23 protein-coding genes are annotated in these 24,997 nt (G+C 63.9%); 12 read left to right on the forward strand and 11 right to left on the reverse strand.

Features of this window, described 5'->3' with window-relative positions:
- Nucleotides 1-79 precede the first annotated feature (79 nt).
- Both NKH54_RS05990 and NKH54_RS05995 read left to right on the forward strand, forming a co-directional pair.
- Nucleotides 80-1,360: an amidohydrolase family protein gene (locus tag NKH54_RS05990; protein WP_353027876.1), complete on the forward strand. Its 1,281-nt coding sequence runs from the start codon at nt 80-82 to the stop codon at nt 1,358-1,360.
- A 72-nt stretch (nt 1,361-1,432) separates the two neighbouring features.
- Nucleotides 1,433-2,356: a DMT family transporter gene (locus tag NKH54_RS05995; protein ID WP_023816925.1), complete on the forward strand. Its 924-nt coding sequence runs from the start codon at nt 1,433-1,435 to the stop codon at nt 2,354-2,356.
- A gap of 1 nt (nt 2,357) precedes the next feature.
- On the opposite strand, the gene NKH54_RS06000 is transcribed toward NKH54_RS05995, so the two are convergent.
- Nucleotides 2,358-3,260, reverse strand: a complete 903-nt coding sequence (locus tag NKH54_RS06000; protein ID WP_023823791.1) for a phosphotransferase family protein — start codon at nt 3,258-3,260, stop codon at nt 2,358-2,360.
- 107 nt (nt 3,261-3,367) lie between these two features.
- Here NKH54_RS06000 and NKH54_RS06005 point away from each other — a divergent pair, with 107 nt between their 5' ends.
- A complete protein-coding gene (locus NKH54_RS06005; protein WP_353027877.1) occupies nt 3,368-4,000 on the forward strand; it encodes a class I SAM-dependent DNA methyltransferase in 633 nt (210 codons plus the stop codon).
- Nucleotides 4,001-4,012: 12 nt separating this feature from the next.
- Here the strand turns inward: NKH54_RS06005 and NKH54_RS06010 are convergent, their stop codons facing one another.
- Both NKH54_RS06010 and NKH54_RS06015 read right to left on the reverse strand, forming a co-directional pair.
- The gene (locus NKH54_RS06010) at nt 4,013-6,466 is read right to left on the reverse strand and encodes a GcvT family protein (RefSeq protein WP_352537266.1); all 2,454 of its coding nucleotides are present in this window, start codon (nt 6,464-6,466) and stop codon (nt 4,013-4,015) included.
- Nucleotides 6,463-7,347, reverse strand: a complete 885-nt coding sequence (locus NKH54_RS06015; protein WP_023703531.1) for a phosphotransferase family protein — start codon at nt 7,345-7,347, stop codon at nt 6,463-6,465. Before NKH54_RS06015 ends, NKH54_RS06010 begins: the two co-directional genes overlap by 4 nt.
- A 421-nt stretch (nt 7,348-7,768) precedes the next feature.
- Here NKH54_RS06015 and NKH54_RS06020 point away from each other — a divergent pair, with 421 nt between their 5' ends.
- Complete coding sequence (locus tag NKH54_RS06020) at nt 7,769-8,533, forward strand: DeoR/GlpR family DNA-binding transcription regulator (protein WP_023692636.1); 765 nt, start codon at nt 7,769-7,771, stop codon at nt 8,531-8,533.
- Here the strand turns inward: NKH54_RS06020 and NKH54_RS06025 are convergent.
- The gene (locus NKH54_RS06025; RefSeq protein ID WP_352521700.1) at nt 8,530-8,775 is read right to left on the reverse strand and encodes a hypothetical protein; all 246 of its coding nucleotides are present in this window, start codon (nt 8,773-8,775) and stop codon (nt 8,530-8,532) included. The genes NKH54_RS06020 and NKH54_RS06025 overlap by 4 nt on opposite strands.
- Nucleotides 8,776-8,937: 162 nt before the next feature.
- Between NKH54_RS06025 and NKH54_RS06030 the strand changes: the two genes are divergently transcribed.
- The 8 genes from NKH54_RS06030 (at nt 8,938) to NKH54_RS06065 (ending at nt 17,486) form a co-directional block, all read left to right on the forward strand.
- On the forward strand, nt 8,938-9,549 hold the full coding sequence (locus tag NKH54_RS06030) for a DedA family protein (protein ID WP_352521699.1): 612 nt from the start codon (nt 8,938-8,940) through the stop codon (nt 9,547-9,549).
- A gap of 80 nt (nt 9,550-9,629) precedes the next feature.
- Nucleotides 9,630-10,541 carry a LysR family transcriptional regulator gene (locus NKH54_RS06035; protein WP_023673412.1) on the forward strand — a complete coding sequence of 304 codons (912 nt, stop codon included), beginning with the start codon at nt 9,630-9,632 and terminating at the stop codon, nt 10,539-10,541.
- 210 nt (nt 10,542-10,751) lie between these two features.
- On the forward strand, nt 10,752-11,906 hold the full coding sequence (locus tag NKH54_RS06040; protein WP_352521698.1) for an ABC transporter substrate-binding protein: 1,155 nt from the start codon (nt 10,752-10,754) through the stop codon (nt 11,904-11,906).
- A gap of 206 nt (nt 11,907-12,112) precedes the next feature.
- Complete coding sequence (locus NKH54_RS06045) at nt 12,113-13,111, forward strand: ABC transporter ATP-binding protein (RefSeq protein ID WP_023712605.1); 999 nt, start codon at nt 12,113-12,115, stop codon at nt 13,109-13,111.
- A gap of 220 nt (nt 13,112-13,331) precedes the next feature.
- Nucleotides 13,332-14,297: an ABC transporter permease gene (locus NKH54_RS06050; protein ID WP_023732489.1), complete on the forward strand. Its 966-nt coding sequence runs from the start codon at nt 13,332-13,334 to the stop codon at nt 14,295-14,297.
- The gene (locus NKH54_RS06055; RefSeq protein ID WP_023673416.1) at nt 14,287-15,102 is read left to right on the forward strand and encodes an ABC transporter permease; all 816 of its coding nucleotides are present in this window, start codon (nt 14,287-14,289) and stop codon (nt 15,100-15,102) included. Before NKH54_RS06050 ends, NKH54_RS06055 begins: the two co-directional genes overlap by 11 nt.
- 104 nt (nt 15,103-15,206) lie before the next feature.
- Nucleotides 15,207-16,634, forward strand: a complete 1,428-nt coding sequence (locus NKH54_RS06060; protein WP_353027879.1) for a gamma-aminobutyraldehyde dehydrogenase — start codon at nt 15,207-15,209, stop codon at nt 16,632-16,634.
- A 153-nt stretch (nt 16,635-16,787) separates the two neighbouring features.
- Entirely contained in the window at nt 16,788-17,486 is a 699-nt protein-coding gene (locus NKH54_RS06065; RefSeq protein ID WP_023673418.1) for a DUF3592 domain-containing protein, read from the forward strand.
- Between the two features lie 27 nt (nt 17,487-17,513).
- Here the strand turns inward: NKH54_RS06065 and NKH54_RS06070 are convergent, their stop codons facing one another.
- From NKH54_RS06070 to fdhF, 7 genes are all read right to left on the reverse strand, one after another.
- Nucleotides 17,514-17,828, reverse strand: a complete 315-nt coding sequence (locus NKH54_RS06070; protein WP_023738143.1) for a hypothetical protein — start codon at nt 17,826-17,828, stop codon at nt 17,514-17,516.
- Nucleotides 17,829-17,883: 55 nt separating this feature from the next.
- Complete coding sequence (locus tag NKH54_RS06075; RefSeq protein ID WP_023688799.1) at nt 17,884-18,246, reverse strand: nuclear transport factor 2 family protein; 363 nt, start codon at nt 18,244-18,246, stop codon at nt 17,884-17,886.
- A gap of 76 nt (nt 18,247-18,322) precedes the next feature.
- Nucleotides 18,323-18,802, reverse strand: coding sequence for a carboxymuconolactone decarboxylase family protein (locus NKH54_RS06080; RefSeq protein ID WP_023688798.1), 480 nt, complete (start codon nt 18,800-18,802; stop codon nt 18,323-18,325).
- 110 nt (nt 18,803-18,912) lie between these two features.
- Nucleotides 18,913-20,466 carry an alpha/beta fold hydrolase gene (locus NKH54_RS06085; RefSeq protein WP_352966527.1) on the reverse strand — a complete coding sequence of 518 codons (1,554 nt, stop codon included), beginning with the start codon at nt 20,464-20,466 and terminating at the stop codon, nt 18,913-18,915.
- Nucleotides 20,467-20,600: 134 nt separating this feature from the next.
- Complete coding sequence (locus NKH54_RS06090) at nt 20,601-20,915, reverse strand: formate dehydrogenase subunit delta (protein ID WP_023688796.1); 315 nt, start codon at nt 20,913-20,915, stop codon at nt 20,601-20,603.
- Complete coding sequence (gene fdhD, locus NKH54_RS06095; RefSeq protein WP_353027880.1) at nt 20,905-21,735, reverse strand: formate dehydrogenase accessory sulfurtransferase FdhD; 831 nt, start codon at nt 21,733-21,735, stop codon at nt 20,905-20,907. The genes NKH54_RS06090 and fdhD overlap by 11 nt, the downstream gene beginning before the upstream one ends.
- A 349-nt stretch (nt 21,736-22,084) precedes the next feature.
- Complete coding sequence (gene fdhF, locus NKH54_RS06100; RefSeq protein ID WP_023692626.1) at nt 22,085-24,997, reverse strand: formate dehydrogenase subunit alpha; 2,913 nt, start codon at nt 24,995-24,997, stop codon at nt 22,085-22,087.

The following is a 24,997-nucleotide window of genomic DNA, read 5'->3' on the forward strand; positions in this document are numbered from 1 at the left end:
TCGGCGAAGGCAAACGGCTGCGGCAAGGTGTCTTTTACGCCACGATTACGGCGTTCGAGCTTCAGGGAGATGACGGCAGATGGATTTCGACCTTGTTGTGCGCGGCGGAACGCTGCCCGACGGCACCGTCGCCGATCTCGGCATCATCGGCGAGACGATCGTCGCCATAGAGCCCGAACTGCATGTCAGCGCCGGCACGTCGATCGACGCCCGTGGCAATCTGATCTCGCCGCCCTTCGTCGATCCGCATTTCCATATGGATGCGACGCTGTCCTACGGCATTCCACGCATCAACGCTTCGGGTACGCTGCTGGAGGGCATTTCGCTATGGGGCGAGCTGAAGCCGCTCCTGACGCATGACGCGGTTCACGAGCGGGCGCTCGCCTATTGCGACTGGGCGGTCTCGATGGGCCTGCTCGCCATCCGTACCCATGTCGATGTCTGCGACGACCGGCTGCTGGCGGTCGAGGCGCTGCTCGACGTCAAGAAGATTGTCGCGCCCTATATCGATCTGCAACTGGTCGCCTTCCCGCAGGATGGCTTCTACCGTTCGCCGACGGCGCGCCAGAACACGATCCGTGCGCTCGACATGGGCGTCGATATCGTCGGCGGCATCCCGCATTTCGAACGCACCATGGCCGACGGCACGCGCTCGGTGACCGAATTGTGCGAAATCGCGTCGAAGCGCGGGCTGATGGTCGACCTGCATTGCGACGAGACCGACGATCCGCTGTCGCGCCACATCGAGCAGCTTGCCTATGAGACCCACCGCCTTGGCCTTCAGGGCAAGGTGGCCGGCTCGCACCTGACTTCCATGCACTCGATGGACAATTATTACGTCTCCAAGCTCCTGCCGCTGATTGCCGAGGCCGGTGTGTCGGCGATCCCCAATCCGTTGATCAACATCATGCTGCAGGGCCGCCATGACACGTTTCCCAAACGCCGCGGGATGACCCGGGTGAAGGAGATGCTGGCGCTCGGCATCCGCGTCGGTTGGGGCCAGGATTGCGTTCTCGACCCCTGGTATTCGCTGGGCACCGCCGACATGCTCGACGTCGCCTTCATGGGGCTTCACGTCGCTCAGATGTCGAGCCCTGCCGACATGGCACGCTGCTTCGACATGGTCACCAATGTCAACGCCGCCATCATGGGCCTCGATCATCTCGGCCTTGCCGTGGGCAAGCGCGCCAGCTTCGTCATTCTCGATGCCGGCAACCCGATCGAGGCCTTGAGGTTACGTGCCGAACGGCTGTGCGTCGTCGCCAGGGGCAAGGTGGTGGCCGAGCGCACGAAACAGGAGACACGGCTGTCGATCGCCGGCCGTCCCGGACAGGTAAACCGGCGGCACAAAACTGCGTAGAAACAGCCGATTTCCGCCGCTGGTCTTACCGATTTGCCTCGTCAAAGCGGCCGCTTGCAGCTAGGGAGCCGCATGGCCCAGTCGCTCGTCCGCACCTTCACCATCAGGAACGCGCTCCTGGCCGGCATCCTGTTGATGCTGGCCGGCGACTTCATGTTCGCGCTGAACGACGCGATGGGCAAATGGCTGGTCGCCAGCTTCTCGGTCGGTCAGGTGGTGCTGATCCGATCGATCGGCGCCTTCATCGTGCTCGGCCCGATGATCGCCAACCAGGGCGCCGGCAGACTGTTCCGGATGGAGCGGCCGGTCCTCCAGATTCTGCGCGTGCTGGCGACCACGGCGGACACGGCGCTGTTCTATGCCGCCGTCGTCTATCTTCCGCTTGCCGACGTGATGAGCTTCTACATGGCCGGGCCGATCTATGTGGCGGCGCTGTCGCATTTCCTGCTCGGCGAAAAGGTCGGCTGGCGCCGCTGGGCCGCCATCCTGGTCGGCTTCTGCGGCGTGCTGATCATCTTGAAGCCGTCTTCGGCGGCGTTCTCGCAGTCCTCGCTGTTCGCACTGGTCGGCAGCATTGCCTTCGCCTTCGCCATCATCCTCAGCCGCCGCCTGCGCGGCACCAGCGACACAACGCTGGTCACCTGGCAGACTATCGGCACGCTGCTGGTCGGCGGCGTGATGACCATAGGCGCCTGGCAGACGCCCTCGGCACTCGATTTCGGCGCCATGCTCCTGCTCGGCATCGTCTCCTGCAGCGCGCATCTGATGATTACCAGGGCGCTGAAACTGGCCCCTGCCTCGACGCTGGCGCCGCTGCACTACAGCCTGCTTCTATGGGCGGTGATCTTCGGCCTGGCCTTCTTCGGCGACGTGCCGGGACCGCGCATCCTGATCGGCTCGGCCATCGTCGTGCTCGCCGGCCTGTTCATCTTCCACCGCCAGAAGGTGGTCGAAACAGGCGTGCCGCCGGAGAACGTGCCGAAAGGCGTGAATTGACCTAACCTTGGCGCACCGCCGCCAGATGCCGTGAAAACTCAGGCGTTTCCATCAGCGCCTTGCAACGGGCGAAGCGGCCGTCGGCATAGGCGCGGAAATCCTCGACCGGGTTGTTGTTGGCAAGCTGGATAAGGCCCCAGAGCGTCCACAACAGGTCGCACATCGCCTTGTAGGTGACGACGCGGCCGCGCTCGGCCGGTTTTGCCTCGCCGCCGAAATAGGCGCGCATCATCACTTCCTCCTGCGCGGTGTCGAACCGGCCTTCGACCGAGAGGTCGCCGAGATCCCAGAGCGGGTCATTCATCCCCGAATATTCCCAGTCGACGATCCACATCCGCTCGCCCGTATCGAGCAAATTCTCGCACAGCGGATCGCAATGGCAGGCGGCAAGCGGCAGTCTATGCGCGGCAAGGGACGCACGCACGGTGGCGGATTCGCGCACCACGTCGTGGTAGCCCGGCGGCAAGGCGACGTCCTTGGTCGACAAGACCTTGAGATAGTCGTCGATCATCGCAAACAGCTCGAAGCGGAACGGGAACACCGCGCCTGACGAGTGCAGCTTGCGGAAGGCCTCGCCGGCGCGGGCCGGGCTGCCGTCGCGCAGCTTGAACTTCTCCGGCGACATTGTCTCGGCGCCGGCAACGAAGCGGCTCGCCATCACGCCTGTCGCAGGGTCGACATGCAGCACCTCGGGACTGACGCCGGCCTTGGCCGCCTCACGCGCCGCCACCGCTTCATTGGCGCGGTTGATATACTCCTCCGTGCCTTTGCCGGGGATACGCAGGCAGATATCGCCGGCCCGAAAGACGAGATTGGTCATCCCGCCCAGCCGCTCAAGCGGTCCGTCATAGCCCGCTAATGCCGGAATCGCTGCAAGTGTTGCGCGTGCCTCGTCGGTCCCCATGCCTGTTGCCCCTGGCGTGTTATTTCTTGCGACAACGGTTCCACAGTTTTCGCCGTTTGGCTATCATCCCGATCGAGGGTGAGCAGCGAGCTGGCGGAGAAACAGCCATGGCGGGCAACAAGGATCATGGCGGGCTTGGCGCCGCCTATTCAGCGCAACGGCCCGAGGACGTCGCCGCGATCTATGACAATTGGTCGGAAACCTACGATGCCGATATGTCGGCCGCCGGCTACTGCCATCCGACGATCTGCCTGGCCCTGCTCGCACGGCATCTGCCGCGCGGCGCGGCCCCGCTTCTCGACGCCGGGGCCGGCACCGGGCTGATCAGCGAGTGGCTGGCCATTACCGGCTATCCCCAGGTCGAAGCGCTCGATATTTCGCAAGGCATGCTGGCCAAGGCGGCGGCAAAGGGCGTCTATTCGGCACTGCATTGCCTGGCGCTCGGCGGGCCGCTCCCCTTTGCCGACAATGCCTATGCCGGCATCGTCTCGGCCGGCGTTTTCACCTCCGGGCATGTCGGCGCCGAGGGACTGGACGAACTGATCCGCATCTGCCGGCCGGACGGCATCATCGTGCTGACGGTCAAGAACACGCTGTGGAACGCCGGCTTCGCCGAACGCATCGCTGCGCTCGAGGCTGAGGGCAGGGTTGTCCGCGCCGAGGAGACGGCGCCCTATGTCTCGATGCCGGGCGAGTCGGATACCGTGCCCAGCCGCGGCCTCGTGCTTCGTGTGAGCTAATCCAGGTTTCGTCTACGCTTTGATCTTGCTCATCGCCGGATCGTACATCGGCTCGAGATGGATCTTGGCCGGCGTCCGTTCCATCGCCACCACCAGCTCATAGTCGCCTGAGCTGAGAAAATCGTCGCTGACGCCATCGGCGTTGCGGACATAGCCATAGCCGATGTTCTTAGCCAGCGTGTAGCCATAACCGCCGCTGGTGAGATAGCCGACCGGTTCGCCATTGCGCAAAATCGTCTCGCGCCCGACCAGCACGATATCGGGATCGTCGACCGTGAAGCCGGCAAAGCGTTTCTTCAGGTCGGCGCCGCTGATCTTTTCGAGCGCCCGCCGGCCGACGAAATCGGTGTTCTTCCTCAGCTTCACCGCCCAGCCGAGGCCGGCCTCCTGAGGCGTGTCGTTGGGGGTGATGTCGGAGCCCCAGGCGCGGTAGCCTTTCTCCAGCCGAAGTGATTCCAGCGCCCGATAGCCGATCGGCCGGATGCCGTGCGGCTTGCCTGCCGCCATCAGCGTGTCGAAGATTTCGCCGGTGGCGGCGATTGGCACATGCAATTCCCAGCCGAGCTCGCCGACATAGGTGACGCGCAGCGCCCGCACCGTGTGACCGGCAATAGCGATCTCGCTGACATGGCCGAATGGGAAGGCGGCATTTGAGACATCCGCGTCGGTGACGGCCGAAAGCACATCGCGGGCGCGCGGTCCCATCAGCGACAGCGTGCCGAAATCCTCGGTGACATCTTTCAACGTCACGTCGAGGCCCTTGCCGACATGGTCGCCGATCCAGGAGAGATCATGCGTGCGGAAGCCGGTGCCGGTGACGATGTAGAATTTGTCTTCGGCGAGCCTGGCCACCGTCAAATCGGCCTCGATGCCGCCGCGCGTGTTGAGAAGCTGCGTGTAGGTCAGCCGTCCCACCGGCTTGGCGACATCGTTGGCGCAGATCCAGTCCAGCGCCTTAGCCGCATCCGAACCCGTCATTTCGTATTTGGCGAAGGACGACTGGTCGAAGATGCCGACCTTTTCGCGCACATGCCGGTGCTCGTCGCCGACGGCTGAGAACCAGTTCTGCCGGCCCATCGAATAGACGTCTTCGGGCTTGGTGCCCTGCGGTGCGAACCAGTTCGGCCGTTCCCAGCCGAGCTTGGAGCCGAACACCGCGCGGTGCTCTTTCAGCCGGTCATAGAGCGGCGAGACGATGCGCGGCCGGCCCGACAAATACTCCTCATGTGGAAAGCCGATCGTGTAATGCTTGCCATAGGCTTCCAGCGTGCGATCGCTGACCCATTGCCGATCGCGATGCAGGCCGGAAAAGCGCCTGATGTCGACCACCCAAAGGTCGAGCGGCGCTTCACCATCGACAACCCATTGCGCCAGCACCCAGCCGGCGCCGCCGCCGGAAGCGATGCCGAAGGCGTTGAAGCCGGCGCCGACGAACATGTTGGCGCATTCGGGCGCGACACCGAGGATGAAATTGCCGTCCGGCGTAAAACTCTCCGGCCCGTTGATCATCTGCTTGACGCCGACCGTCTCCAGCGCCGGCACGCGCGCGATCGCCTGGCTCATATGCTGCTCGAAATGATCGTAGTCGTCGTCGAACAGCCGGAACTCCCAGTCAACGGGGACATCGCCGCCCGGCAGGCCGGTCGTCCAGGCCTGCGGGTTCGGCTCATAGCCGCCCATCACCAGCCCGCCGACCTCTTCCTTGAAATAGGTGCGGCGGTCGGGATCGCGGATTGTCGGCGCGTCGGTCGCCAGCCCGTCGATCTTCTCGGTGATGATGTACTGGTGCTTGACCGGTTGCAGCGGCACGCAAATGCCGGCCATCGCGCCGACCTGGCGTGACCATTGCCCGGCGCAGTTCACCACCTTGTCGCAAGCAATGTCGCCCTTGTTGGTCTTCACCGCGGTGATGTGCCCGTCCGTCATGTCAAAGCCGGTAACGCGGACGTCCTCGAACAGCTTGGCGCCATGCATGCGCGCGCCCTTGGCCAGCGACTGCGTGATGTCGGAGGGGCTGGCCTGCCCATCGGTCGGCAGCCAGGAGGCGCCGACGAGGTCGCCGGTCTCCAGCAGCGGCCACATCTTTTTGACCTCCCCCGGCGACAGCAACTGCATGTCCATGCCGAAGCTCCTGGCCGTCGTCGCCAGCCGTTTATATTCGGTCCAGCGGTCGGCATTGGTCGCAAGCCTGAGGCACCCGGTCATCTTCCAGCCGGTAGCGAGCCCGGTTTCGGCTTCCAGCCCCTTGTAGAGCTCGACCGAATATTTGAGCACGCGGGTGATCGAGGCGGACGAGCGCAGCTGGCCGACCAGCCCGGCCGCGTGCCAGGTCGAACCCGAGGTTAGCTTGCCCTGTTCCAGCAGCACGACATCGGCCTTGTGGTCGCGCGCCAGGTGGTAGGCCGTCGAACAGCCGATAATGCCGCCGCCGATGACGACGATGCCGGCATGTGTGGGCAAGCTCATGACTGTGTCCCGTATTTCGTGCGGTAATTGTCCAGCGCCGCGTCAAGCCGCGTCAGGTTCTCCGCGGTGTAGGCGACGTAGTCGATGCCGGGCGCGTCGAGGTAAAGTTCGGAAACCATGCTCCACATCGCCTCGCGCAGCAGCGAGGCGCATTGCATGGCCGCGTGCGAGCGGCGGATCGCCTCATCCGGCTCGCGCATGAAATACGCCGTGAGGAAAGTGAAGGACTCCGCGTCGCTCATCTCGGCGTTGGAGGCAACGCCGGCAAGATCGAACATCGCGGTGTTGAAACCGGCATATTCGAAATCGATGAGCCACAACCTGTCGCCATCGTCGAGAATATTTGCCGGCAAAAGATCATTGTGGCCGAAGACGATCGGCAGCAGTTTCTGGGCCCGCTCCAACTCGTCGGCCAGAGCCAGCAGCCTGGGCAGCTCGTCGCGCTTGCGGCTGCCGCCTTCGCTCAGCGTTCGCGCATAGTCGCGGATGACATGGAAGACCCAGAACATGAAGCCGGCGCCGGAGATGTGATTGGGCATCTCGCGATGGAACCCGCGCATAAGGGCTGCGACGCGGCCGATATTGGCGCGCACGTCCTCGGCAACATAGGTTTTCGCGCCGAGAAATTCCGTGACCATGATGCCGGGTTCGGAATGGCGGACCGCCGGCGCGAAGCCTGCGGCGTGCGCCGCACGGGCCGTCATCACCTCGCGGTCGCGAAAGACGTGGTGAAATGGATAGTCCTGGCCGAAGCGCACGACATGCCGCCCGGCCGCGTCCTTGACCAGATAGTTGGCGTTGCTGAGGCCGCCCGGCAGCGGCGCAATGTCGATGCTGCCATTCCAGCAAGGCAAGGCCCGGATGCGGTCTTCAGCAGTCACGGGGCCATCCCTGACTTTTGCGGAGCTTCGATAGGCGCCAAGCGCCGCGCAACGAGGGTTCGGGGAAGCGCAAAAATCTCGTCGGTGCGGGACACAGGAACTCCTATCCCGCACCGCACCGACGAGCCCCTCTGGCCAGGTTTTGATACCCGGTCTCCGCCCCCGCGGATTTGAAAAACTTTGTGCCAGTTCAATCCCAGACGGTCTGGCCAGACGGTCGGGTCCGTGAAATGCGGCTCTGCCATCACCCTCCCGTGGCAGTTCCGAAGCCCTGTCACGCCATCAATGTCACGCTAGTGCTGCTTATCTGTCAATGAAATGTTGTGACTTTTTTTGGGTGTTTTGCCCGAAACCACGAGCAATTCCTTTAAAAACGTCTGCATTGCCCTAAAACCGGGCAGGCCGCAAATCAGGAAGCCACATGATCCATTCGAAACGGCATGGCGAAATCCTCCGCCTCCTCAAGGAAGAGGGCACCGTCACCATTGCCAGCCTCGCCGACCGGCTGGGGGTTTCGCTTGAAACGGTGCGCCGGGATGTCAAGCCACTGACCGGCAACGGATCCGTCTTGAAGATGCATGGCGCTATCGGCCTGCCGTCGATGGCGGGCGAAGCGCCGTTCGAGCGGCGCATGCGCGACAACGCCGAGGCCAAGCGGCTGATCGCCCGCATGGTCGCTGCCACCATTCGCGACGGTGAATCGGTCATGCTGGACACCGGCACCACGACCTCGTTCCTGGCCCGCGAACTGCTCGGCCACCGGCGGCTGACGGTGGTCACCAACTCGTCCGATATCGCCCGCACGCTGGCCACCGTCAACGGCAACAAGGTCTATATGGCCGGGGGCGAATTGCGCAGCGATTCCGGGGCCGCCTTCGGCGCCTCGGCGATCGATTTCGTCAGCCGCTTCTCGGTCAGCCACGCGGTGATTTCGATAGGCGCCGTCGATGCCGCCGCAGGCCTTGCCGACTACGATCTGGAAGAGGCGGAGTTCGCCCGCATGGTGCTGTCGCGCGGCCAGCGCTCGCTGGTCGTTACCGATCATACCAAATTCGGCCGCCAGGGGCTGGTCCAGGTCTGCGGCTTCGACGGGTTTTCCGAACTCGCCACCGACCAGCCGCCGCCGCGCGACATTGCCTCGGCACTTGCCGAGGCTGGAGCGCGCCTTAGCATTGCTGCCGCCTAGCCAAACACCAGCGACTGGCGCGCCGCGATCCCGGCCATGCCGCCACCCGATACCACGAAGGCGATGTTGTGCATCATGCGCGCCGCGTCGCCGGCCGCAGAAGATGTCGTTCTGGTGAAAAATTGTTTTTCAATCATCCGCTCTTCGCAATGTCCACGCAACTTGGCAGCCGCAAACAGCGCCTCGTCGAAATGCGGGCCGGGCGAATCGCCCGCATCAGCAATGAGGCCACCATGCTGCAAACGATGCCTTGTCTTTCCTCATGGCCTGGACGCTTGCGCGCTCCGACCTGGAAGCGGACCCGGCTTGGCCGGACATTCCGCAACTTTCCGCTGGCGACGGTGTATGACGGTGTACAAGGTGTCCAGGATCAAGAACCTCAAAACCTATGACTGGCGCTTCGCATGACTGATCCACTGTCGGCGATCCTGGGCTTCGGCCTGCTCGGCGTCGGCTGCCTCGCCTTCACCGAAAAGATCCTGCCGCTGCCGCCCTCGCATGTGCTGCTGCTGTTCCTCGGCATGACGGCAGCCCCCGATCTCCCGGCGCTGGCGATCCTGCTCCTGGTGACGACGCTGTCCGCCATCACAGGCTGCCTTGTCTGGTATAGTTTGGGTCGTCGGATTGGCTTGGATCGTGCCGACAGGCTGGTCGAGCGTTTCGGCAAATATGTCTGCTTGCGCTATGCGACCTACAGCAAGCTTGGTCAGGCCTATCGCCGCCATCATGTCCGGGTCTCCTTGCTGGCGCAGTTCATCCCGACGGTTCGCAACTATCTGCCGATCGCGGCCGGCGCGCTCCGTCTTCCACTCTTGCCCTTCGCGGCGGCGACGCTGCTCGGCGCCACTTTGTGGAACACCGGCTTCCTCGTCACCGGCTACCTTATGCGCGGCAGCGGCCGGGATTCCTATGCCATCGGCTTTCGCATCATCGTCATCGTTTTGGCGCTGGAGACGGCGTTCATGCTCGCGCTTCGCTACGGTCCTGCCTGCCGGCGGCGCCTCGGGTTCGGCTGACCAGGAGGCGCCTGAAGCCGTATGGGTATAAGCTCCGCCTTCGGCTTTCCTTCCCCGGCGCGCCGGTGTTTAGTCCGGCCATGGCTTTCACCATCCGCCAGCTGCAGTTCTTCATTGCCGTCGCCGAGCAAGGCACGGTGTCGGGCGCCGCACAAAACCTCTCCATCTCGCAATCCTCGGTCACCGAGGCGATCAAGGAGCTGGAGAGCGATCTCGGCGTCGAATTGTTCGAGCGCCATCCACGTGGCCTCAACATTACTCACAAAGGCCACCAGTTCCTGCGCCATGCGACCAAGATCCTGGCCGACGTCTCCGATGCGCGCCGCGCTTTCTCCGACGACCAGGTGGTGGCCGGCGGGCGCCTGCAGCTCGGCGTCACCTCGCTGGTCGCCGGCTATGTGCTGTCCGATCTGCTGGCGCGCTACCGCCGCGCCTATCCCGGCGTCGATGTCTCGGCCATCGAGGACAATGGGGACTATCTCGAACATCTGCTGATCGGCGGCAAGCTCGACATTGCCGTCATGGTCACCTCCAATTTGCGCGACCGCACCGCGCTGCAGTCGGAAATCCTCGAGGTCTCGGCCTACCGGCTGTGGGTCCCGCTCGGCCACAAGCTGGCCAGCGCCGACATTATCGGCATAGGCGACATTGCCGGCGAGCCGCTGATCATGCTGACCGTCGACGAGATCGAGGAGAACACCGGCAAGCTTCTGGCGGCGATCGGCGCCAGGCCGCATGTCGCCTTTCGCACCCGCTCGGTCGAAGCCGTTCGCAGCCTCGTCGCCACAGGTGCGGGCGTGGCGTTGCTGCCCGACCTAGTCTACCGGCCGTGGTCGCTGGAAGGCGACCGCATCGAATCGCGCGACATTTCGGGTTCCCTGCCGGTCGTCCAGGTCGGCATGGTCTGGCGCCGCGGCTCCGGTCTGCCGCAGGCGTCGCGCGACTTCATCGGCCTTGCCCAGTCGCAGCGTATGGTACGCCAGCAGCGTTGATAGGGTACGTGGTTATCTATCGGAAAAACCGATATCGCGTTTCTGATAAATGAATTTGCGAAACCGGAATTTTCCGAGCACTTTTCATGTCAGGGACGAAAGCCGCCATCAGAGCGGCAACGTGCCATCGGATGAACTGACGCTTTTCAGCCTGCGGCTGACCGCGGCGGCGACTCGCTTCGCAGTCAGGCGCCAAATGGGAGATTGACGATGTACTCATTTCTGAAGACGTGCACCGCCTTGACGGTCGCGCTAACCTTTTCCGGTCAGGCTGTCGCCCAGGTCAAGGAGCTCGGCAAGGGCGAAGGCGAGGTCAGCATCGTTGCCTGGCCGGGCTACATCGAGCGCGGCGAAACCGACAAGGGCTATGACTGGGTGACCTCCTTCGAGAAGGAGAGCGGCTGCAAGGTCAACGTCAAGACCGCCAACACCTCCGACGAGATGGTCTCGCTCATGAATGAGGGCGGCTTCGATCTGGTCACCGCTTCGGGTGATGCCTCGCTGCGCCTCGTCGCCGGCAAGCGCGTGCAGCCGATCAACACCGATCTCATCCCGAGCTGGAAGGCGGTAGACGACCGTCTGAAGGATGCGCCCTGGTTCACCGTCGACAAGGTGCATTACGGCGTTCCCTATCAGTGGGGCCCGAACATCCTGATGTACAACACCGATGTCTTCAAGGAAGCGCCCAAGAGCTGGAACGTCGTCTTCGAGGAAATGAACCTGCCGGACGGCAAGTCCAACAAGGGCCGCGTCCAGGCCTATGACGGCCCGATCCACATCGCCGACGCCGCCAACTATTTGATGTTCCACAAGCCGGAACTCGGCATCAAGGACCCGTACGAACTGAACGAAGACCAGTACAAGGCAGCGCTCGAGCTGCTGCGTGTTCAGCGGACGCTGGTCGGCCGCTACTGGCATGACGCCGCCATCCAGGTCGACGACTTCCAGAACGAAGGCGTCGTCGCTTCCGGTTCGTGGCCTTACCAGGTCAACACGCTGGTTGCCGCCAAGAAGCCGGTCGCCTCGACCGTGCCGGAAGAAGGCGTCACCGGCTGGGCCGACACCACCATGATGGAGGCCGACGCCGCGCATCCCAACTGCGCCTATATGTGGCTTGAGCATTCGCTGTCGCCCAAGGTGCAAGGCGATGTCTCGGCCTGGTTCGGCTCGCTCCCCGTGGTGCCCGCTGCCTGCAAGGCCAACGAGCTGCTCGGCGAGGAAGGCTGCAAGACCAACGGCTACGAGAACTTCGACAAGATCAAGTTCTGGAAGACGCCGGTCTCGAAGTGCGCCACCCAGAACGACCACTGCGTGCCCTACTACCGCTGGGTGTCCGACTATATCGGCGTCATCGGCGGGCGGTGAGCTCCCTTAACCCTCCCCCTTGTGGGGAGGGTCGACGCGCAGCGTCGGGGTGGGGGCAACGCTGACGTCCGGTGCTAGTCACCCCACCCGCGGCTTCGCCGCGACCTCCCCCATCGAGGGGGAGGTGAAGTGCCGTGCCCGCTGGCCTGATTGGTGGCGGCAAGAGCTATTTCGACGAACACAAACCGGCAACAGACGGACAGCCCATGACATCGGCCGTTTCCTTCCAGAAAGTCTCTCGCCATTTCGGCAGCGTGCGCGCCGTCGATGCGGTCGATCTCGATATCGTGCCGGGCGAGTTCTTCGCCATGCTCGGTCCGTCGGGGTCCGGCAAGACGACCTGCCTGCGCCTCATCGCCGGCTTCGAGCAGCCGACCTCGGGCTCGATCTCGATCTTCGGCGACCGCGCCGAGGGCGTGCCGCCCTATCGCCGCAACGTCAACACGGTGTTCCAGGACTACGCGCTGTTCCCGCATTTGAACGTGCTGGACAATGTCGCCTACGGGCTGATGGTCAAGGGCATCGCCAAGCCGCAGCGGCAGAAGGCGGCGGAAGAGGCATTGTCACTGGTGCGGCTTCCCGGCTATGGCGCCCGCCGTCCCGGCCAGCTCTCCGGCGGCCAACGCCAGCGCGTGGCGCTGGCCCGTGCGCTGGTCAACCAGCCCAAGGTGCTTCTGCTCGACGAGCCGCTCGGCGCGCTCGATCTCAAACTGCGCGAGAACATGCAGGAAGAGCTGAAGTCGCTGCAGAAGGCGCTCGGCATCACCTTCGTCTTCGTCACCCACGACCAGGGCGAAGCGCTGTCGATGGCCGACCGCGTCGCCGTCTTCAATGACGGCAAGATCATGCAGATCGGCACGCCGGAAGACATCTACCAGCGGCCCAGGACACGCTTCGTCGCCGATTTCGTCGGCTCCTCCAACGTACTGCCGCCGGACTTCGTCCAGCGCTATTCCGGCCAGCACCGCTGGGGCAGCCTGCGTCCCGAATCCATCCGCATCGGCCGCGCCGCCAAAGGCGAGGGCGTTGCCGCGCGCCTGGTCGGAACCAACTATCTCGGCGCTACGACCAAGCTGGCGCTCGACGCCGACGGGTTGAGGCTGCACGCCATCGTGCCGGCCGGGACAAAGCTGCCGGCGGAAGGCGAAGCGGTGGTGCTGACGTTCAACCGCGAGCATTTGCATTTGATGGACGAGCCGGCATGATTGAGGTTTGCGCCAAGCACCCCCCTCTGTCCTGCCGGACATCTCCCCCTCAAGCGGGGAGATTGGCTGTTCCTCCCGGTTTCGCCAATCTTCAACGTTGGGGATTTGGCGAGGCAGCGAAACTGCTGATCTCCCCCCTTGAGGGGGAGATGTCCGGCAGGACAGAGGGGGGTGTGAAGGAACGCGGCTTCTCAGGGTTCCTTCAGCACGCGGTCGCCCCATGACCATCGCCGCGCTCAACTCAACCTCCGCCCCCGCCATCCTGCCCGGCAGCGGTGGCATGCGCGGCGCACTGTCGGACCTTTTCTGGCGCAAGCCGCAACTGCTGCTGTTCCTCATGCTGGCGCCGCCGGTGCTGTGGTTGGGCGTCGTCTATATCGGTTCGCTGTTCGCGCTCTTGGCGCAGAGCTTTTTCTCGATCGACGAGTTCTCCGGCCTCATCAACCACGAATTCACGCTGAAGACCTATGGCGACCTGTTCCAGCCCGCCAATCTCGACATCATCCTGCGCACGGTGACGATGGCGGTGCTGGTCACGCTGGCCTCGGCCGTCATCGCCTTCCCGATCGCCTATTATGCGGCGCGCTATGCCCGCGGCCGCTGGAAGGCGCTGTTCTATCTCGGAATCATGCTGCCGCTATGGTCGAGTTACCTCGTCAAGATCTACGCCTGGAAGCTGATCCTCGCCAAGGAAGGCATTTTGACCTGGCTGCTCGCCAAATTGCATCTGCTCTGGGTGCTCGATGGCTGGCTGTCGCTGCCGGTCGTCGGCGGCAACTCTTTGTCGGTCTCCGCCACCGGCACCTTCATCGCTTTCGTCTATGTCTGGCTGCCGTTCATGATCCTGCCGGTGCAGGCGGCATTGGAGCGCGTGCCCGGCAATCTGGTCGAGGCGTCCTCCGATCTCGGCGCATCGCCGGGCCAGACCTTCCGCAACGTGCTGTTCCCGCTGGCGCTGCCCGGCATCGTCGCCGGCTCGATCTTCACCTTCTCGCTGACGCTGGGCGACTACATCATCCCACAGATCATCGGCACATCGCGGCTGTTCATCGGGCAGGCCGTCTATTCGCAGCAAGGCACAGCCGGCAACATCCCGCTCGCCGCAGCCTTCACCGTCGTGCCCATCGTCATCATGGGTTTCTATCTCTGGGGCGCCAAGCGCATGGGGGCCTTCGATGCGCTCTGACGGTTCGCAATCCGCTCCGCTCGGCCTCAAGATCGCTGCCGCCTGCGGCCTGCTGTTCCTGCATCTGCCGATCTTGTTGATCTTCGTCTACGCCTTCACCACGGAAGAGAAGAGCTTCGTCTGGCCGCCGCCGGGGCTGACCACACAATGGTTCGCCGTCACCTGGAACCGGCCGGATGTCTGGCAGGCGCTGTCGCTTTCGGTCCGTGTCGCCGCCATCTCGACCGCGATTGCCTTGATACTGGGCACGCTGTGCGCCGCCGCCGTGTCACGGACGAAATTCTTCGGCCGCGAGACGATCTCGCTGCTCGTCATCCTGCCGATCGCGCTGCCCGGCATCATCACCGGCATCGCGTTGCGCTCGGCCTTCTCGCTAGCCGACATCCCGTTCTCGTTCTGGACGATCGTGCTCGGCCACGCCACCTTCTGCGTTGTCGTCGTCTACAACAATGCGGTCGCCCGTTTCCGCCGCACTTCCGGCTCAATGATCGAGGCCTCGATGGATCTCGGCGCCGACGGCTTCCAGACCTTCCGGCACGTCGTGCTGCCCAACATCGCCACCGCTCTGCTTGCCGGGGGGATGCTCGCCTTCGCGCTCTCCTTCGACGAGGTCATCGTCACCACCTTCACCGCCGGCCAGCAGCAGACCGTGCCGATCTGGATGCTGGAAGAGCTGATCCGCCCACGCCAGCGTCCGGTCACCAATGTCGTCGCCATGGTCGTGGTGCTGGTGACGCTGCTGCCCATCCTTGCCGCCTATTACCTGACCCGCGACGGCGACCAGATCGCCGGTTCGGGCAAATGAAGAACAGCGAATAGGGAGTAGCGAATAGCGAATAGGGAGATTGCACGACCAGCCCTATTCGCTACTCGCTATTCGCTACTCGCTCCTGACCAAGGAGAACCCGCATGGACACCCAGATGCTGATCGGCTCGAAGTTCGAGAACGGCACCGACACCGAGGAGCCGATTCTGAATCCAAAGACCGGGGCGACCATTCTCAACCTGCCTGAAGCCAGCCAGGCGCAGATCGAGGCGGCTGTTACTGCCGCCGGGCGAGCGTTCGTCTTGTGGTCACGCACAACGCCGGCGCAGCGCTCCGGCTATCTCCTCAAGATCGCCGACCGCATCGAGGCCAACGCGCGGGAGTTCGCGGCGCTCGAGGCGCTGAATTGCGGCAAGCCGATCAACGCCGTGCTCAATGACGAAATCCCGGCGATCGTCGACTGCTATCGCTTCTTTGCCGGCGCGGTACGTTCGATGCCGGGCGTGGTCGCCGGCGAATATCTGCCCGGCCACACCTCGATGGTGCGGCGCGACCCGATCGGCATCGTCGCTTCCATCGCGCCGTGGAACTATCCACTGATGATGATGGCCTGGAAGCTGGCGCCGGCCATTGCCGGCGGCAACACCGTCGTCTTCAAGCCGTCGGAGCAGACGCCGCTGACGGCGCTGAAGCTGGCCAGGATCCTGGCCGAGGTGCTGCCCGAGGGCGTCGTCAATGTCGTGCTCGGCCGCGGCGACAGCGTCGGCAACACGCTGATTAATCACGCCAAGGTCAACATGATTTCGATCACCGGCGACGTCGCCACGGGCAAGAAGGTGCTGCAGGCCGCCGCCAAGTCGGTCAAGCGCACGCATCTGGAACTCGGCGGCAAGGCGCCGGTCATCGTTTTCGACGACGCCGACCTCGGCGCCGTGGTCAACGGCCTGCGCGCTTTCGGCTACTACAATGCCGGGCAGGATTGTACAGCCGCTTGCCGCATCTATGCCGGCAAGAAGATCTACGACAAGCTCGTCGCCGATCTCTCTTCTGCCGTCTCGACCATCAAATACAACCAGCCCGACGACACCGAAAATGAGATCGGGCCGCTGATCTCGCGCCGCCAGCGCGATCGCGTCTCGAGCTTCGTCGAGCGCGCTTCGGAACTGAAGCACATCGAGATCACCACCGGCGGCAGGCCGGGCGAAGGCTCCGGCTTCTATTACCAGCCGACGGTGGTTGCCGGCGCGCTGCAGGAAGACGAGATCGTGCGCCGCGAAGTGTTCGGTCCGGTCGTCTCCATCACCCGCTTCTCCGAAGTCGATGAAGCCGTGAACTGGGCCAATGACAGCGACTACGGCCTGGCATCCTCGGTGTGGACCAAGAACGTCTCGCGCGCCATGGCGACGGCCGCCCGTCTGCAATATGGCTGCACCTGGATCAACACCCATTTCATGCTGACCAACGAGATGCCGCATGGCGGGCTGAAGCAGTCTGGCTATGGCAAGGACATGTCTCTCTATGCGCTGGAGGATTATACCGCCGTTCGTCATGTGATGGTGGCGCATGGGTAGAGGCCGCCACTATCTCTAAAATATTCGCCAACCCGTTTTCTGTACATTAAGCGAGAGTTACTTTTGCGGTACGGCGGGAGTTCACGATTTACTGAATATTCAACCTGAACGAGCAGCCTCTTGCCGGGAAACCGCGCGGCGAGGGGTTTGCGCATGAACACGACCAAGATCAAGCTGGTACTCATTGGCGGCTTCTGTCTGCTGATCGCTGTGTTCGGCGGCAAGGACATGATCAAGAAGAGCGGCTGGCCCGAGGCGCCTGCTGAAATCCTCGCGGTCAATGTCGAATGCGACATGGAATCGACCGCCCACAAGATTGTCTACAAGACCGTCAGCACCGCCACGATCCCGTGCGAACTGGTGGATGCGTTCAAGACGGTTCATGCTGACAAAGAGTGGAAGGTGACCCAGAAATTCACCGGCACCTTGCGCGTCGGCACCGGCGCCGACGCCGTCGAGGCCACGATGGAGCTGAACAAGAACGGTGCCCGCGAACCGCAGGTCGGCGACAAGCTCACCGTCGTCCAGAACCCCGCCAACCCCACCCAGATCGAACGCACCGGCATGACCGGCACGCGTTTGACGATCGTCATTGGCGCTGGACTGCTCGGCGCGTTGCTTCTCTATCTTGCTTTCAAACCCCGCCGGCGGATGTCGACCTCCGCCGTGGCGGGCAACCCTGCCGGAGATGCCGGCGCGGACCAGCGCGCGCGCCAGGCCGACGCCTTGATAGCGGCGGCCCTGGCCAAGCAGGCCACATTGCCCAATCAGCCGGCACGTGTCGCGGCTGCCGGATCGGCCAGGGAAGGGCGGTTTTCCGGGCAGCGGACGAGTTTCGGCCGCCGCAACTGATGGCCGAAAACTGCTGCACCTGCACGGCTACTCCACGATGCGGTAGATGTTCCAAAGGCTGGTGCCTGAAACGACGTAGGGCTCCATCTCCTTGCCCCATTTGGCGTGCGCGTCGATCTTGCCGATCCTGGCGAAGAATCCCTCCAGCTGGGCAAGGCTTTCGACCTGATGATGCGATTCGACCGTCGCTTCCCGAGCTCCGACCGAACCGGTCATGATCTGGAACTCGAGATCGGCAATGCCGACCTGAGAGCCGATCTCGCGTTCCCATTTCTTCAACAGGTCGAGCACGGTCTGCTTGTGCCCGAACTTGGCGTCGATCTGCCATCTGGCGCTGAACATTTTTGTCTCCTCCAGTTTTGCGGCCCAAACCGCGGTTGATCTTTCCGCGGTGGAACTACTCGTCCCAGGCCTGCACGACGGTCTGTCGTGCGATCCGCCCATTCTTCAGCTCCAGCATCGCCGCGCAGAACACTTTCGTTCCGTCCGGATAGGCGCAGGCCTGGGTGAAGGCGAGATTGTCGCCATCGGCGATGGTGGTGTCGACCTTGTGGGTCATCGCCCGGCTGCAGATGTCGTCCCAGAAGGTGCTGATCGCCGCCCGGCCGCGGATCTCGCGCGGCTTGCTCGGCGGATTGTTGCGGTCGATCACCCGCACCAGTGCGTCGTCGGCATAGAAGCTAGCGAGCATCCTGCCGTCCCGTCCTTCGATCGCTTTCTTGATCGCCGCGCCGTCCACGCTCTGCGTCTTGGTCAGCATCTTCTCCTCCATGGCCCGTTGATCGGGCGGTTGAATGATCACAAGCAATGCCCGGCGCACCGCCCGGCAGTTTCTTTCACTGCGACTTGGCTTTGACGGCTGCGAACACGCCGTCGGTCTGTTGTTTGAAGGTCGCGAAATCGACCTGGCTGCCGTTGAGCATCGTCGACCAGTGGCGCACGATGGCCGCCATCGCGATCGCCTCCTTGATCTCCTCATCGGTCGCGCCATTGAGCTTGGCGGCCTCGGTGTGGAAATAAATGCAGTACTGGCAGGGGATCTGCGAGGCGACGGCCAGCCCCAGCAGTTCCTTGGTCTTGCCGTCGAGCGCGGTCTTGGGGTTGAGCTGCACACCCTTGATCTCGGCCCAGGCGCCGGCAACCGCGACATCGGGCAGCGTCTTGAACATGTCCGGCACTGAGCCGAGCGTCGCCTCGATGTCCTTGTAGGCGGCGGCCGCCGAGGCATCCTCGGCTCTGGCGGGAGCGATCGTGAACAGCGCGCCAACGCCTGCCGCTATCACCAGCGATTTGATCGACCTGTTTGACTTCAGCATTGCATCCTCCATCCGCAGTGCCTTTCCCGGCGACATCCGCCTGGCCTGCATGGAGAGAATTGGTACGCCTCGACCCCACCTGGCCGCTTCGCCCGAAAGCGCCATGGTCCCTATGGCCCGTCCGGGCCAGCCTGCCTGGCGGAAAATGCCGCTGCCGCCGCCCGTGACGGCAAATCGAGCTTCAGCAATATGTTGGCGACATGACGCTTGACCGTATGCTCGCTGAGCCTCAGCTCGGCGGCGATCGCGGCATTGCTCTTGCCGTCGGCGATCAGGATCACCACCTCGCTTTCGCGCGCCGTCAGTTGAGCCGGCTCGGCGGGTTTCGCCTTGGGGCGGCAGGCCGGCTCCAGGTGCTGTTCCGACGTTGCCTGGACCAGCGCCAGCGGCTCGTCCAGCTCATCCACCGTGACACGCCCGGCATCGATGAAATGCAGGCCGGACCCCGCCGCCAGATCGGCGGCCAGCCGCGACGCCAGAATATCGCCGCGCCCGGCATGGGCGGCGATCTGCATCGTCACCCGTGCCATCAGCCCCACCGGCGGCCCGCGCATTTCGACCTCACCGACATGGGCGCCCTGGGCGCTTGCAATGCCCATATGTTGCGCCGCATCGCGCAGTGCCGCCGCGCAGCGTATGGCCCGCGCCGGCCCGTCGAAGCGCGAGATCATCAATTCGCCATGGATGCCGGCGACGCGTCCGCCATGACGGCCGACCAGCTGCCGCCAGCTCTCCTGGAAGCGCTCGCTACGTTCGCTCCACATGCGGTCGCCAACCCGCGCCGTGTCGTAGATGCGTGTCGCCAGAAGAGCGGCAAGCACGCGCTCCGCTTCGGCCACGGCACGCTCGCCGGTCAGGAATTCCTCGATCAGGTCCGCCACCCGGTCGACATCGCCGGTCCAGATCGGGTGGTCGCGCCCGGGGACCTCGACCAATCGCGCATTGGCGATCTCTTTCGCCAGGAAGCGGCTGGCGTCCGGGTCGACCCGCGCGTCGTTGCGGCGATGAATGAGCAGTGTCGGTGCGCCGATCGCCGAAAGCACGCCGCGCACATCGATTCCGGCATTCATCCGGGCAAGGGCTGCCGCTGCCGTCGGACTGGCCGACAGCCGCTCGAAGCGGGCCCACCACTGGGTGAAATGCGCATCATCTACCCGGCCGGGAGCGAAGTTGGGCAGTGTGGCGCCCGTGCCCCATTCCGTGCCGGCCGTCGCGATGAAGGCCTCGAGGCGCTCCGGCGACATCACCCATTTGTGGAAATGCGCATAACCGCCATAGAGCGCCAGCGCTCGTGTCCGTTCCGGATAGGTGGCGGCAAACAACATTGCCATCGGCGCGCCTTCCGAAGCGCCGAGCAAGGCCGCGCGGCCGCTGCCGGTGGCATCCATCACCGCGCGCACATCGTCCATGCGGGTTTCGAGGCTGGGCAGGTGGCGTGGGTCGACGCGGTCGGACAGGCCGGTGCCGCGCTTGTCGAACAGGATCAGCCGCGAGAACGCCGAGAGCCGTTTCAAGAGCCTGGCGTAGCCCTCGTCTTCCCAATGCAGGTCGAGATTGGAGATGAAGCCGGGCACGAAAACCAGGTCGAACGATCCCTGGCCGACCACCTGATAGGCGATCCGCACGTCGCCGCTGAGGGCATATCGCGTCTCGATCGGCCTCACGTTGCTATCCCGCCCGGCCAGACGATTTCTGATCGCCGACCATAGCAGACGCCTGGCGGATGCGGCAGCCAAACTTTAGAAGACAGGAATATAGCCCGCGGCGAACCGTGTGCGCCCGCCATTTCTGGGGGAGGCTATTTCTGGGGAGCGGCGCTCTCTGCGCCCGTGGGTTGGACGTAGCCGATGCTCACATCGGCCTGCTCCTCGGTCTTCGGCCGCTTGATCCTGGCCGAGGCCACGACGACGAGTTCGTCAAAACCTTCGCCGCCACTGTCCAGCATCTCGAAGAACTGCCGGCGCATCCTGGGCTCCCAGAACTTGTTGATGTGCTCGGCCACGCCCGCCACACCTTCCTCGCGGGGCCTTGAATGGAAGAAGGCGGCGATCTGGTTGGCCATGCGCACCAGCTTTTCCCCGGTGCTCGTGATGTGTTCTTCGTCATGCGACATGCTGGGCAACTCCCAAGACCACCCGTTCCGGGTGGGTGAAAACATCGAAATCGTCGCCGCGCACCAGCGCCACCAGCGTCATGCCGGCCTCTTCGGCGGTGCGGATGGCAAGGGCTGTCGGCGCCGACACGGCGATGATGAAGGCGGAGCCGATCGCCGCCGTTTTCTGCACCATCTCCACCGAGACGCGTGATGTCACCACCACCGCGCCCGATGCACTGTCAATGCCGGCCTTGGCCAGCGCGCCGGCCAGTTTGTCCAGCGCATTGTGCCGGCCGACATCCTCGCGCGCCATGACGATGCCTTTGCCGGGAATGTAGAAGCCCGCTGCATGCACGGCGCCGGTTTCTGAATGCAGAGGCTGCACCTTGGACAAAAGCTTTACCGAACGGGTGATATCGTCGGCTTCAAGCGTAAGCTTGGACGCACCGACCTTGTCGACCGAGCGCATCGCTTCCTCAATCGATTCGATGCCGCACAGCCCGCAGCCAACCGGCCCGGCCAAGCGCCGGCGCCGCGTCTCGAAGCGCGTATTGGCCTGGTCCTTCAGCCGGATCTGGATATCGATGCCGGCGCCATGGTCCTCGACCTCGATCGCATCGATTTCGTCAGGCAAGGCTATGATGCCTTCGGTCAGAGAGAAGCCGAGCGCGAAATCCTCGAAATCGGCCGGGCTCGCCATCATCACCGCATGGGTGGTGCCGGCAAAGGAGAACGCCACCGGCGTCTCCTCCGGCACCATGCGGTTGGCCGATGTCGTGCCGCTGGCGCGGTGGGCAAGGCGAGAGATTTGGGTGGTGGCTTGGCGTTTTCGGGTCACGAGGCGCGCCCCTCTGCCCTGTCCGTCCTTAGCAGTAGCTGTGGAGGCTCGCGCCTTTCCTCTCCCCCGTCGACCGGGGGAGAGGTGTCAAGCGAAGCTTGACGGAGTGGGGGTCGACTGCTCGCCAGATAGGCCGGTTTGCCTGCTCTTTGGGTTGTGCGCGACTTTCGACGGCTGCGTGTTGCGGGGCCGGCTTCCCCCACTCCGTCGCCGCTTCGCGGCGCCACCTCTCCCCCCTCCGGAGGGAGAAGAAAGGCGCCATTCGGCATAAGCTCGCGTCCTTCCTGACGGAGTAGGGGTCGACCAACCGTCAAGATTGAAGCTCTTATTGTCGAACGCCGTGGCAAGACTACTCCGCCGCTTCCAGCTTTGCGATGCGGCGGCTCTGCTCGGCCTGCTCGTTATAATCGCGCTGCCAGTCCGAAGGCCCGTTGGAGGCGCCGACCTGCACCGCGGTCACCTTGTACTCCGGGCAGTTGGTCGCCCAGTCGGAGAAGTCGGTGGTGATGACGTTGGCCTGCGTGTCCGGATGGTGGAAGGTGGTGTAGACCACGCCCGGCGACACCCGGTCGGTGATCAGCGCACGCAGCGTCGTCTCGCCCGAACGGCTGGTCAGCCGCACCCAGTCGCCATCGCGCAGGCCGCGGTTCTCGGCGTCGTGCGGATGGATCTCCAACCGATCTTCCGAGTGCCACATGACGTTTTCGGTGCGCCTTGTCTGTGCACCGACATTGTACTGGCTGAGAATGCGGCCGGTGGTCAGCAGCAACGGGAAACGCGGCCCGGTCCGCTCGTCGGTCGCGACATATTCAGTGCGGATGAACTTGCCCTTGCCACGCACGAAGCCATCCATATGCATGATCGGTGTGCCGAGCGGCGCCTTCTCGTTGCAGGGCCATTGCACGGATCCGACACGGTCGAGCAGCTCGAAGGACACGCCGGCGAAGCTCGGCGTCGTTTTTGCAACCTCGTCCATGATCTCGGAGGGATGCTGATAGTTCCAGTCCAGCCCGATCGCACGGGCAAGCTCCTGTGTCGCTTCCCAGTCGGCGTAGCGCGCCTTCGGCTCCAGAACCTTGCGCACCATGTTGATGCGGCGCTCGGCATTGGTGAAAGTGCCGTCCTTCTCCAGGAAGGTCGAGCCCGGCAGGAAGACATGCGCGTAGTTGGCGGTCTCGTTGAGGAACAGGTCGTGCACGACCACGCATTCCATCGCCGCCAGGCCGGCCGCGACATGCTTGGTATCAGGGTCCGACTGCAGAATGTCCTCGCCCTGGATGTAGATGCCCTTGAACGAGCCGTCGACGGCGGCATCCAGCATGTTGGGGATGCGCAGGCCGGGTTCGTCGTCGAGCTTCACCCCCCAAAGGCTCTCATAGATGTCACGCACCGCCTCGCCCGAGATGTGGCGGTAGCCTGGCAGTTCGTGCGGGAATGAGCCCATGTCGCAGGAACCCTGCACGTTGTTCTGGCCGCGCAGCGGGTTCACGCCGACGCCGGGACGGCCGATATTGCCGGTCGCCATGGCAAGGTTGGCGATAGCCATAACCGTGGTCGAACCCTGGCTGTGTTCGGTGACGCCAAGGCCATAATAAATCGCGCCATTGCCGCCCTTGGCATAGAGGCGCGCAGCACCCCGGATCAGTTCGGGGTCGACGCCGGACAGCTTGCCGACGATTTCGGGGCTGTTTTCCGGCAAGGCGACGAAAGAAGCCCAATCCTGGAACTCCGCCCAGTCGCAGCGATCGCGGATGAAGGCTTCCTCGAAAAGCCCTTCGGTAACGATGACATGCGCCAGCGCCGTCAGCACCGCCACGTTGGTGCCGGGCTTCAGCGGCAGGTGATAGTCGGCCTCGATATGCGCTGACTTGACCATTTCGGTGCGGCGCGGATCGAGCACGATCAGCTTGGCGCCCTGGCGCAGCCGCTTTTTCAGCCGCGAGGCGAACACCGGGTGCGCGGAAGCCGGATTGGCGCCGATGATGACGGCGACATCGGTGAAGTCGACGGAATCGAAATCCTGCGTGCCGGCCGAGGTGCCATAGGTCTGGCCGAGGCCGTAGCCGGTCGGCGAGTGGCAGACGCGGGCGCAGGTGTCGACATTGTTGTTGCGGAAGCCTTGGCGCACAAGCTTCTGCACCAGATAGGTCTCTTCATTCGTGCATCGCGAGGACGTGATGCCGCCGATCGAGGTGCGGCCGTATTGATACTGGATACGGCGGAATTCCTTGGCCGTATGGGCGATGGCCTCTTCCCAACTCACTTCGCGCCAGGGATCGCTGACCTTTTCCCGGATCATAGGCGACAGGATGCGGTCCTTGTGGGTGGCATAGCCATAGGCGAAACGGCCCTTCACGCAGGAGTGGCCGTGGTTGGCCTTGCCGTCCTTGTAGGGCATCATGCGAATGACTTCGTCGTCCTTCACTTCTGCCTTGAACGAGCAGCCGACGCCGCAATAGGCGCAGGTGGTGACGGCGGAGCGCTCGGGCATGCCTTTCTCAAGCACGGTCTTTTCACGCAGCGCATCGGTCGGACAGGCCTGCACGCAGGCGCCGCAGGATACGCATTCGGAGGCGATGAAATCCTCGTGCATGCCGGCGACCATGCGCGATTCGAAACCGCGGCCCTCGATCGTCAGCGCGAAGGTGCCCTGCACCTCCTCGCAGGCCCGCACGCAGCGCGAGCAGACGATACATTGCGCCGGATCATAGGTGAAATATGGGTTGGACTCGTCGCGGGCGATGTAGTCGACCGCCAGCGAGCCATGGCCGGGCGCGACGCCGTTTTCCTGCTTGACGTGGTTGCGGCCCTCGATGCCGAAGCGGTTCTCGGTCAGGCCGACCGATTTCGCCACAACGTCGAACTCGCTGGCGCCGGTGCCGGCCTTCTCGTCCCAGCCGGTCGGGTGGTCGGAGACGTAAAGCTCCATGACACCGCGGCGGATGGCGTCGAGCCGCTCGGATTGCGTGCGCACCACCATGCCTTCGCCGACGGGCGTCGTGCAGGATGCCGGCGTGCCGCCGCGCCCGTCGATCTCGACCAGGCAGACGCGGCAGGAGCCGAACGAGTCCAGCATGTCGGTAGCGCAGAGTTTTGGGATCTCGACCCCGCCTTCCATCGCCGCGCGCATGATCGACGTACCCTCCGGCACGCTGATGCTGCGGCCGTCGACGATCAGCGTAACCTGCTTTTGCGCCTTCGATTCCGGGGTTCCGTAATCGAGTTCTTCGATGAGTGTCGGGAAGTCGGCCTTGATATTCAT

Source organism: Mesorhizobium sp. M1004 (assembly GCF_040318795.1).
Lineage (GTDB): Bacteria > Pseudomonadota > Alphaproteobacteria > Rhizobiales > Rhizobiaceae > Mesorhizobium.